Source organism: Streptomyces beijiangensis, from assembly GCF_017315755.1.
Classification (GTDB): domain Bacteria; phylum Actinomycetota; class Actinomycetes; order Streptomycetales; family Streptomycetaceae; genus Streptomyces; species Streptomyces beijiangensis.
Window position 1 is genome coordinate 1 of record NZ_JAFLRJ010000184.1, and the last position, 9,094, is coordinate 9,094.

Genomic DNA, 9,094 nt, shown 5'->3' on the forward strand with positions numbered 1-9,094 from the left:
ACCAGCCCAGTTCGACCAGGGCGTCCCTGGTCGCTTCGAGGATCGCGGCGTCCGCGGTGGTGCTGCGGGGGCGTCCTGCACGGGGCGGGGGCGAGGCGGGGGGTGGGGGAGGAGTGGCGGGAGGCGGCATGCCCGCGACCATACCGGTCAGTAGGTAGAGCGGTGAGTGAGTCAGATCACGAAGGATTCCCGCGCCGGGGCGGGCGCCGCGCAGATACGCTACGACTCGTAGCGTAAAGAGCGACAACCACGGTGCCGGGTGGGGACCCGGTGCTCCCGTACTCCATACGTTCAGTGCAATAAGCCGGCGGCTTTCCGGAACGAGCGGCGGAAGGGGGAGGATGTACTCATGCAGCCTAGGAACATGTCCATGAGCGGCGTCGTCGACCTCGCCGCAGTGAAGGCGGCCAACGAGGCCCGGCAGAAGGCGGAGCAGGCGCGCGCCGAGGCCGCCAGGCAGGGTGGCGGCGCCCCTGTCGGCGTCTCTCCCTCCTCTCTTGTCATCGATGTCGACGAAGCCGGCTTCGAGCGCGATGTACTGCAGCGCTCCGCCGAGGTCCCGGTCGTCATCGACTTCTGGGCCGAGTGGTGCGAGCCGTGCAAGCAGCTCGGCCCGCTGCTCGAACGCCTTGCCGTCGAGTACAACGGCCGCTTCCTCCTTGCCAAGGTGGACGTGGACGCCAACCAGATGCTGATGCAGCAGTTCGGCATCCAGGGCATCCCGGCCGTCTTCGCGGTCGTCGCGGGCCAGGCCCTCCCGCTCTTCCAGGGCGCGGCGCCGGAGGCGCAGATCCGCGAGACCCTGGACCAGCTGATCCAGGTCGGCGAGGAGCGCTTCGGGCTGACCGGTATCGCGGTCGACGGGGATGCCCCCGAGGGCTCGGCGGAGCCCGCCCCGATTCCGGTCGGTCCTTACGACGCCCTGCTGGAGGCCGCCGTGCAGGCCCTGGACGCCAATGACTTCGGCGGTGCGGTCCAGGCGTACAAGAACGTCCTCATTGACGACCCGGGCAACGAGGAGGCCAAGCTCGGCCTCGGCCAGGCCGAACTCCTCCAGCGCGTCCAGAACCTGGACCCGGCGCAGGTCCGCAAGGACGCCGCCGACCGGCCGGCCGATGTCGCCGCACAGGTCGCGGCGGCGGACCTGGATCTTGTCGGCGGTCATATCGAGGACGCCTTCGCCCGGCTCGTCGACACCGTCCGGATCACGGCAGGTGAGGAGCGGGACGCGGCGCGCGTGCGGCTCCTTGAGCTCTTCGAAGTGATCGGCGCCGATGATCAGAGAGTGACGGCCGCGCGCGGCGCGTTGGCCAGGGTTCTCTTCTGACGCTGGCCTGAGCTGTCATTAAACGCGTGGTGTCAGCGGGAAACCCCTGACGTTTTGGCGACACAGAGACAACAGGCGGCCGCGCTTTACCAAAACTTGGTAAACGCGGCCGCTGTTACTCGTAGTAAGGCCAGCGGATCCTTCTGTCCGCTTATATGACGCAATCACCCTGAATAAACTCTGGGTTGGGTCCACCCTCCGTGCCTGCTTGATGTCGGCACGTCGTGACGTGGTTATGCGTCCGTTACTAGCCGGTAACGAGACCCCTTGTGCGCTGGCGCGTAATGGACCACGATCGGCCAGGCTCGGTCCAATAACGCACCAGCGCGACAGCCGGTCGCGCCATCGCTTCTTGGGTCCCCACCGGGTCGGTCGGCGGCAGTGGCGCCGACCGTGGACAGGGGGGTTCCTGCTGATCGGCAGGGCCTGTCCAGAGGTTGCGCGAACGCGTGGCCAGTGGTTGTCGCTCGGGGGTGATCGCCGGTGTTTCGGAACGCAAACGCGCCTCCGATGCAGGCGCTCTCCTTCCCGAGGACGTAGCACTTCTCCCATCCCAGGACGGGTTCAAGCCCGATCCGGAGATGTACGTCCGAGAAGGAGGAATTTATGAGTTCCCAGGTACGTGGCGGAACCAGATGGAAGCGGTTCGCGCTGGTCATGGTGCCGGCAGTGGCTGCGACGGGCGCGATAGGCGTCGCCATGGCGCAGGGTGCGCTGGCGGCTTCTTTCAGCGTCTCCGGCCAGAGTTTCAAGGTCACAACAGACGAGCTCAGGGGCAAGGGCTTCAGTCAGTACGGCGGTGTTGACACCGGGTACGACCTCAAGGGCAACAAGGCTGCGCACGCGGTGGCGATCTCCGGCTTCAAGTCGGCAACGATCAAGAACATGTGCCAGTCCGTCGTCACCCCTGATGTGCCGTTCCTCGGTTCCGTCACGCTGGTACTGAAGGCCGGTGGCGGTGACACGCCAGTAGAGGCGGACAACCTCTACCTCGACGTCGAGGAACTCGACGCCGATGCCGTCTTCCACAACATCGACATCGGTGTTGCGGCGCAGGACGCCAGCAAGGGTCCTGCCATGAAGCCGGGTGAGAAGGCGAACCCGTTCGGCTTCGCCCAGCAGGCGGACAGCGTCGAGCTCTCGCACGTGAAGCAGAAGGCGTGGGCCACCACTGCCGGAACCTTCAAGCTCAGTGGCCTCAGCATGCGCCTGAAGTCCGGCGTTCACGAGTGCTACTAGGCACACTTCGGGCGGGCCGGTAAGTATCACCCGGCCCGCCCGTCCACCTACTTCTTCTCAAGGCAATGCCGGTACCAGGGAGCTGTTTTCCATGAGCGCCGAGTCCTCAGGTGACCGCGATTTCACCTACTGGCGGCTGCGATTCCAGGCCTGGCGGGGTGGACGTCCCTTCTGGGCCGGTCTGTTCACCTTGCTCAGCGGTGGGCCGATCATCTACTTCCCGTACTTCAACCTGCACCTCGGCCACCTCACGATGGCCATGTCGACGACGGCGGGTGCGGGCTCGCTGATCATCGGAATCCTGCTGATCACCCTGGGTCTGACGATGTGGTTCCACTCCATCGTCCGGGTCTTCGCGGGCATCGCCACGATCCTGCTGGGACTCATCTCCATCCCGCTGTCCAACATCGGCGGCTTCCTGGCCGGCTTCCTTCTCGCCCTCTTCGGCGGCACGCTGTCGATCGCCTGGGCGCCGGGGAAGGCGTCGGCCGAACCGGCCGAGCCCCACGCGCAAGGTCCTGTGGGAGCGGAGCCCGAAAGGGCGCCCCTCCTGGGCGAGTTCGATCACGCGGCCGTACCCGAGCAGCAGCAGGCGGCACAGCAGCAACAGGTGCCGCAGCAGCCGCCGGCCGTGCACGACGACACGACATTTGACGCCAACGGTGGGAGGCACCGTGCGGGGTGACGAAGGGCAGCTGGCACTCAGCGGAGGCGACGATGTACGCGAGAGAAGCGGGCCGCGCCACGCGGCCCCCAGGAAGTCGCTCCTGACCAAGCTGCACATTCCCGCGAGCAAGGCGATAGCCCTGGCCGCGATGCCCACGGCGGTCTTCGTGGGCATGAGCCTCACCCCCAAACTGGCGATGGCGGACGACGACATCCCGTTCGCGGCGGGTCCCTGCGTCACCGCATCGGACTCCCCGAGCGCGACACCGTCCGGTACGCCCAAGCCTTCGGACTCCGCGACCCCGTCGCCCAGTCCGAGCTCGGACGCGTCGGGTGCCCCCGGCGACACGGCCACGCCTTCCCCGTCGGCAAGTCCTTCGGGAACCGGGACGAAGCCGGCTGCGAGCACCACGTCGAAGTCGGCGGCTGCCGCGGCGACCCCGTCACCGAGCGCGACCAAGTCGACGAACCCGCTCGACCCGCTGGGTGTAGGTGACGCGCTCAAGGATCTGCTGGGCATCAAGGACACCCCTTCGCCCACGGCATCGGCCACCACGCCGGCCCCGACGCCCTCGAAGTCCTCCTCCACGTCGACCCCGTCCAAGAAGCCGACGGACCCGGTCACCGACGGCGTGAAGAAGACGGTGGACGACACCACCAAGGCGATCAAGGACGCGGCGGACAAGGCCGGCAAGACGGTCGAGGACCTGCCCAAGTCCGCCCAGGGCCTGGACGCGAAGAAGGACACGGACATCCCTGACGGCGCCAAGCCGTCGTACCCGTGCCCCACCGCCGACCCCAAGGCTCTCGCGGCGGCCGACCTGGAGACCGGCATCCCGGACCTCCCGTCGGACCCGTGGACCCTGAAGACGTCGATGCTCACCCTGTCGGGCCTGGACTACAAGGGCATCGTCGAGGTGAAGACCGCGGACGGAAAGATCAAGAAGGTCCTGAAGTTCACGGCCTCCTCGCTCGACATCAAGAACCTGCACCAGCTCGTGGTCGGCCCGAACGGCACAACGGCCCACGTCCAGGCGCGCGACGGTTCGACGTCGACGATCCGCGACGGCCAGGTGACGATGTACACGGAGTCGCTGAAGGGCAACCTCTTCGGCCTCATCCCGATCACCTTCAGCCCGGCGACCCCGCCCCCGGTCAATGTGCCCTTCGCCTTCTTCACCAACGTCACGGTGGTCCAGGCGGGCCAGTTCGGCGGCACGCTGACCGTCCCCGGACTGCACAACTACTTCACCCAGAACTGAACTTCCGGGAGCCGCGGAACGACAGTGGCCCGTATCCCCTCCTCAACGAGGGGGTGCGGGCCACTGCCGTGTCCGTCCCCTGGGGCAGAATCGCCGTGAGGATCGATTTCGAACAGCGGCACGAAGTGTGGGGGGATCTGCCAGTGGCGCGCGCTGTCGAAGGTCGTACGGGTCCGCCCGGTCGACGGCACCCCGGCATACCCGGTTTCGTGCGCTCCGTGGGGCGCGTGCTGCGGGGCGAGTGGCGGCGCGTGGTTGTCGACTCCGTACGGGAGGCCAGGCGCCGCGGGGTGCCGGGGGTCTCCGTCGCGCTCTTCGCGGCTCTCGCGGTGATCGTCGTCCACGGACTCGTACAGACCGTGGCCGGAGCCGAGGCGGTACGGCTGACCGGCGAGGTCCGGGCCGATCTGCCGCTCGGTCAGGTCCTCCTGCGGACCCCGGTCTCCCTCTTCATAGCCGCCCCCGAACTCCCCGTCTGGCCCGGCCTCCCCAAGCTCTTCCTCGCCTTCGCCCTCGCCGAGCTCACGCTCGGCCGCACCCGGACCCTGTTGATCGCGTACGGCACGAGCCTGGCCGGCACGCTGGGCGCCCGCGTGATGATCGCGCTGGGCCCCGACCGGCTGGGGCTGCCGCCGGAGATGGCGCATGTGCTCGACACCGGGCCCTCGGCCGCCGTGGTGGGCCTGTTCACGTACGTCGCGGTGGTCCTGCGGGCGCCCGTGCTGTTCGCCGTGACCGGCGGCATCGTCGTGGTCCAGTCGCTCCTGAAGCCGAACCTCGCGGGGCGCGAGCATCTGATAGCGGTGAGTGTCGCGATCGTCCTGGCGGTGGTGAGGCGACAGCGGCAGTCCGCAGCCATCAAATGGGCTGCGGACCAGCGCGGTTGCCCCAGCGCAACGCACTCGCTCTTCTGGGAGTCCTCGTCTCTGCGGGGTTCGACGGAGCCTGACGCGGGCAGCGCTCACCCTTCGGGTGGTGGTCCGCGTGCTCGTGGAGGCGGTCGCCGCATGGCGGGAAGGCGTGCCGCTCGACGAGTTGGGGGCGAGGATCGAGTTCCTGGAGCTCGATGAGTTCGCCCGCGCGGTCGAAAGCGGAGAGCCCACCACTTTGCAGTGCGCCGGTCTCCTGTCGGCCGAGTTCGATCGGCGGCAGTGGAACCTTCTGCGGCGCCTCCATGCGGATGAGGTGCTGGGGAAAATGTTCCCATCGATCACGCATGGTGCCGTCCGCCTGTGCGTGGATCCGTTGGACGGAACGAGCCGTTGGCGTGCCTGAGGCCGACCGGGCGGAGGTGCCAGCCGACGATCTCCTCGCCTACCTGCGAGCTGCTTTGACCGTACGGTGATTTCGGCAGACTGACGAAGAAACCCCGCCAGATATGTCGCCGGAGGGGTCTCTTCGTGCGCGGCGTCTACTTGATCTGCGCGAGGAAGGCTGTCCAGGCGGGGGCGGGGAAAAGGAGTGCGGGGCCCTGCGGGCGCTTGCTGTCCCGTACGGGGACCAGGGTGGGGTGGCCGTCAGCGACCTCGACGCACTCGCCGCCCTGCGTGTTGCTGTAGCTGGACCTGCGCCACTCGACGGCGCTGAGTTCGACTCGGGAGTCGCGCATCACGGTAGGTCTCCTCCATCACGGATCGGATCAGATCGACTGATGCGGTAGACGTCAGTGCCTGAGCCTGCAAGTGATCGAATGCTAGGTCGTACTCCGCGACAGTCATGGTGTTCTCGACAAGTTCACCGGAGTGCGAGCTCTCCAGGTAGGCGACATCCGGTCGCCGTGGAAACGACAGCACAGTGAGCGATCCCCCGAGAAGCGGGTGCTCGCCCGCATCGAACGGCAGCACCTGGATGGCGATGTGTGGCGAATCCGACATGTGGCAGAGCAGGTGCTCCAGTTGTTCCTGCATGACGGCAGCACTACCGATGCGGCGGCGCAGTACCGACTCATCCAGGATGCTGCAGAACACCGGATGACTGGGCCTGTCGAGTATCGCCTGCCGTGCGAGGCGCGTCGACAGCATTTGTTCGAGCCGGTCGCCAACGCTTGGGCGGGCGACGCTCAGCAGGGCCCGAGCATAGGCAGAGGTTTGCAGCAGGCCGTGCACCGTGTGGGGCGAGTGCGTGCGGATCTTGCCGGCCTGTGGCTCCAAGTCCAAGTACCTGCGCGCCCAGTTGGGGACCGGAGTGCGCTGGACGTGCGCCCAGAGATCGCACAGGTCTCCGTCCGCGTCCAGCAGTCGGTCCAAGGCGTCCGACACGTCCTTCGGCGGGATCTCCTTGCCCAGCTCGAACTGTGCGATCCGGCTGTGCGCGATCGGGACCCGGTCGCCCAGGTCCCGCTGGGTCCAGCCCGCCCGGATCCGGAGCTTGCGCAGCTTCGCTCCGTACAGCTCGGGGAGCGATGACGTGGGGTGGAGTTCCTTTGGTGCGGGCATCGTCGCCTTCCCGTCCCGTGCTGTTTTCGCCTCGCGACTCCGAAAACCGTAACGCTTGGTGATCGTAACCTCACACCTCGATGCTGGTTCCATGAACCAGCAAATGCCAGACGCAAAGCGGGAGTTCACTCGGCTCTTCAGCTCGACCCGCCGGGGCGCCCACCTTGCCCGGATCGATGCCGCACGTCATCTGGCCGCCTGGGGGTACGGGACCGACGTCCCCGCCCTCGTCGTCGCTGAACTCGCGGCCAATGCGGTCGCTCACTGCCGCGCCCCCGGCCGGGACTTCCAGCTTCACCTCGCCGTGGATCCGGACCGTCCTGCTCTCCTTCGTGTCGAACTCTCCGATGCCTGTGCCGATCGACTGCCACCCCCGCACCCACGTCTCCCGGGCGGCGACGACGAAGGCGGACGTGGCCTGGTACTCGTCGCAGCGCTGAGTCTCGGCTGGGGTGTGGCGGACCGGCCGTACGGGAAGACGGTGTGGGCCGAGGTGCTTCTCGGCGAGCCAGAGGTCTAAACCTCTGATGCCAACTAACGCCCTCAGCAGCGCTGTTGCGCATCCCATTGCAAGCGTTGTGCACCGCGCAACGCTCATCACGTTTCGGTCCCGCTCGCGCAAAGGGGTCTGGACCAGTTCCCCATTGATGGTCAGACTCGCGTGCACAGCAGACGGACAGTGAGCCAACTGGGGAGCACAGGAATGAATCGACGAGTCGTCGCGGCGGGTATCGCCCTGGTCATCGGAATGTCCGCCACCGCGTGCGGCGGCGACGACTCGAACGACGGGGGTGGCGGTTCGGCCACCGACGGAAAGGGCAAGACCCTCACCGTCTGGATCATGGAGGGTACGAACCCGGACGCGAAGCCGTTCTTCAAGGAGGCGGCCGCCGCCTTCAAGAAGAAGACCGGCGCCGACATCAAGGTCGAGTACCAGCAGTGGGCCACCGCCCAGAAGAAGTTCACGACCGCGATCGAGGGCGGCCCCAAGCAGGTCCCCGACGTCGCCGAGGTCGGCACCACCTGGGTGCCCCAGTTCGCGGACGCCGACGCGCTCGTCGATGTCACCGACAAGGTGAAGGCGTCCGGCCTGAGCAACGACCTCGTCGAGGGCCTCAAGGACGCGGGCACGCTCGACGGCAAGCAGTACGGCATGCCCTGGTACGCGGGTGTCCGCTCGGTCCTGTACCGCAAGGACATCTTCGCCAAGTACCACCTCAAGGCGCCGACCACCTGGAAGGAACTCCAGGCGGCCGCAGTGACGTTGAAGCAGAAGGAACCCAGCATGGTGTCCTTCCCCGTCGCGGGCGGCGCCGAGATGTTCGCCACCACCTTCATCTGGGGTGCGGGCGGCGAGCTCGCCACCGAGTCCGGCGGCAAGTGGAAGTCCGCCATCAACTCGCCCAAGGCTGTCGAGGGCATCCAGTTCTATACAGACCTCGCGAAGAAGGACAAGGTCTCCCCGGCCAAGGTCAACACCTGGACGGAGAAGGAGGTCGGCGACGCCTGGAAGAAGGGCGAGGTCTCCATGTCCATCTCCGGCAACTGGACCCCCAAGGCGTTCACCGACGCCAACCCGGACCTCAAGGGCAAGCTCGCCGCGGTCCCCGTCCCCGGCCCGACCGGCGGCATGAGCAAGGCCTTCCTCGGCGGCTCCTACCTCTCCACCTTCAAGGGCAAGAACCAGGCGCTGTCCTGGGAGTTCGTCAAGATGCTCACCACCGGTGAGTTCGCCGCCAAGTGGGCCGCGCAGACCAACTACTTCCCCGGTCAGAACTCCGAGCTGAAGAAGGTCGCCGCCGCGAAGGACCCGCTGGTCGAGCCCTTCGCCAAGCAGATGCTGGAAGCCGGCGCGACCGTCCCCAAGACCAAGGCGTACGGCGAGATCCAGGCCTCCCAGGTCGTCACCAAGATGATCCAGTCCATCCTCAACAACAAGGCGACCGTCCAGCAGGCAGCCGACAAGGCGGCCGGCGAGATGGACGCGATCTTCGCCAAGAGCGAGTGAGGCCGCCTCTTCCCGGGGAGCAACCCCTAGACCCCCGGCCGGACAAGCAGTCCGTCGCCATGACACCCGGACCGTCTTTGCTGCGAGGTCAGTTCAAGTGAAGAGCACCATCAACGGCGGCGGGGCGACGGACACCCGCCCCGCCGCCGTTGATGGT

At 67.1% G+C, this 9,094-nt stretch carries 9 protein-coding genes and 1 pseudogene; 7 read left to right on the forward strand and 3 right to left on the reverse strand.

Annotation, left to right across the window (positions count from 1 at the left end):
- Window positions 1–142, reverse strand: a pseudogene (locus J0695_RS44025) (TetR family transcriptional regulator); the annotation flags it as partial.
- A gap of 207 nt (window positions 143–349) precedes the next feature.
- On the opposite strand from J0695_RS44025, the gene J0695_RS20360 reads away from it, so the two are divergent.
- The 5 genes from J0695_RS20360 (at window position 350) to J0695_RS20380 (ending at window position 5,564) form a co-directional block, all read left to right on the forward strand.
- Complete coding sequence (locus J0695_RS20360) at window positions 350–1,327, forward strand: tetratricopeptide repeat protein (RefSeq protein WP_206963544.1); 978 nt, start codon at window positions 350–352, stop codon at window positions 1,325–1,327.
- Window positions 1,328–1,933: 606 nt separating this feature from the next.
- Window positions 1,934–2,566 carry a DUF6230 family protein gene (locus J0695_RS20365; protein ID WP_206963545.1) on the forward strand — a complete coding sequence of 211 codons (633 nt, stop codon included), beginning with the start codon at window positions 1,934–1,936 and terminating at the stop codon, window positions 2,564–2,566.
- 91 nt (window positions 2,567–2,657) lie between these two features.
- Window positions 2,658–3,251 (forward strand): DUF6114 domain-containing protein, encoded by a 594-nt coding sequence (locus J0695_RS20370; protein ID WP_206963546.1) that lies wholly within the window; start codon window positions 2,658–2,660, stop codon window positions 3,249–3,251.
- Window positions 3,241–4,494, forward strand: coding sequence for a hypothetical protein (locus J0695_RS20375; RefSeq protein WP_206963547.1), 1,254 nt, complete (start codon window positions 3,241–3,243; stop codon window positions 4,492–4,494). The genes J0695_RS20370 and J0695_RS20375 overlap by 11 nt, the downstream gene beginning before the upstream one ends.
- 218 nt (window positions 4,495–4,712) lie before the next feature.
- Window positions 4,713–5,564 (forward strand): hypothetical protein, encoded by an 852-nt coding sequence (locus tag J0695_RS20380; RefSeq protein WP_206963548.1) that lies wholly within the window; start codon window positions 4,713–4,715, stop codon window positions 5,562–5,564.
- Between the two features lie 341 nt (window positions 5,565–5,905).
- Here the strand turns inward: J0695_RS20380 and J0695_RS20385 are convergent, their stop codons facing one another.
- Together J0695_RS20385 and J0695_RS20390 are read right to left on the reverse strand one after the other, a co-directional pair.
- Window positions 5,906–6,103 (reverse strand): DUF397 domain-containing protein, encoded by a 198-nt coding sequence (locus J0695_RS20385; RefSeq protein WP_206963549.1) that lies wholly within the window; start codon window positions 6,101–6,103, stop codon window positions 5,906–5,908.
- Complete coding sequence (locus tag J0695_RS20390) at window positions 6,012–6,929, reverse strand: helix-turn-helix domain-containing protein (RefSeq protein ID WP_206963550.1); 918 nt, start codon at window positions 6,927–6,929, stop codon at window positions 6,012–6,014. Before J0695_RS20390 ends, J0695_RS20385 begins: the two co-directional genes overlap by 92 nt.
- 103 nt (window positions 6,930–7,032) lie before the next feature.
- On the opposite strand from J0695_RS20390, the gene J0695_RS45680 reads away from it, so the two are divergent.
- Together J0695_RS45680 and J0695_RS20400 are read left to right on the forward strand one after the other, a co-directional pair.
- Window positions 7,033–7,449: an ATP-binding protein gene (locus J0695_RS45680; protein WP_344102716.1), complete on the forward strand. Its 417-nt coding sequence runs from the start codon at window positions 7,033–7,035 to the stop codon at window positions 7,447–7,449.
- 183 nt (window positions 7,450–7,632) lie between these two features.
- Entirely contained in the window at window positions 7,633–8,937 is a 1,305-nt protein-coding gene (locus J0695_RS20400) for a sugar ABC transporter substrate-binding protein (RefSeq protein ID WP_206963552.1), read from the forward strand.
- Window positions 8,938–9,094: the final 157 nt, after the last annotated feature.

Bases quoted from the DNA above. Each gene is read 5' to 3' on its own strand.
- J0695_RS20360 (WP_206963544.1), top strand. From the start codon at position 350: ATGCAGCCTAGGAACATGTCCATGAGCGGCGTCGTCGACCTCGCCGCA.
- J0695_RS20365 (WP_206963545.1), top strand. From the start codon at position 1,934: ATGAGTTCCCAGGTACGTGGCGGAACCAGATGGAAGCGGTTCGCGCTG.
- J0695_RS20370 (WP_206963546.1), top strand. From the start codon at position 2,658: ATGAGCGCCGAGTCCTCAGGTGACCGCGATTTCACCTACTGGCGGCTG.
- J0695_RS20385 (WP_206963549.1), bottom strand. From the start codon at position 6,103: ATGCGCGACTCCCGAGTCGAACTCAGCGCCGTCGAGTGGCGCAGGTCC.
- J0695_RS20390 (WP_206963550.1), bottom strand. From the start codon at position 6,929: ATGCCCGCACCAAAGGAACTCCACCCCACGTCATCGCTCCCCGAGCTG.
- J0695_RS45680 (WP_344102716.1), top strand. From the start codon at position 7,033: ATGCCAGACGCAAAGCGGGAGTTCACTCGGCTCTTCAGCTCGACCCGC.
- J0695_RS20400 (WP_206963552.1), top strand. From the start codon at position 7,633: ATGAATCGACGAGTCGTCGCGGCGGGTATCGCCCTGGTCATCGGAATG.